Raw genomic sequence first — 710 nt, forward strand, 5'->3', positions numbered from 1 at the left:
CATCAGCGGCGGCCCGAGTGGCAATAGCACGACGCGCGCGAACGCCATCGACTTCTCCGGCGGCAACAACACGCTCACGCTGCAAGCCGGCTACAGCTTCACCGGCAATGTGGTCAGCACGAGCGGCAGCACCAACGGCGGCGATACGCTCAGGCTCGGCGGCGACACGAATCCGACAGCCGCGTTCGATGTGTCCAAGATCGTGGCCAGCCTGCCGGCTTCGCCCGGCGGCACGCAGTACGTGGGCTTTGCCAACTTCGCCAAGGACGGCGCCAGTACCTGGCAGCTGACGGGCAACGGCGCTCCCGGCCAGAACTGGTCGATCGCCAACGGCACGCTGCGCGGCGATGCCAACACGTTCAGGGGCGCCATCTCGTTTGCGCAGCCTGCTGCCGCGGGCAGCGCGCCCGGCGTGGTGTTCGACCAGGGCAGCGGCAATCCCAACAGTGCAGCGTCCGCGGAATATGCCGGCCTCGTCAGCGGCGCCGGCTCGGTCACCAAGACCGGCGATGGCACGCTGACGCTTTCCGGTGCCAACACCTACACCGGCGGCACCATCGTCAGGGGCGGCACGTTGTCGGTTTCCGAAGACCAGAACCTCGGCGCCGCCTCGGGCCCGCTGACGCTCGATGGCGGCACGCTGCAGACCACCCCCGCCATCGCCATGAATCGCGCCACCACGCTGGGCGGCCTGGGCGGCACCATCGACA

1 protein-coding gene is annotated in these 710 nt (G+C 69.0%); it reads left to right on the plus strand.

From position 1 onward, the window contains the following. The coding region (locus ACMGEZ_RS29700) for an autotransporter-associated beta strand repeat-containing protein (protein ID WP_436825865.1) at positions 1–710 on the plus strand (710 nt) is incomplete at both ends.

The sequence above is a fragment of the Variovorax stachyos genome (genome assembly GCF_051400855.1).
Classification (GTDB): domain Bacteria; phylum Pseudomonadota; class Gammaproteobacteria; order Burkholderiales; family Burkholderiaceae_C; genus Variovorax.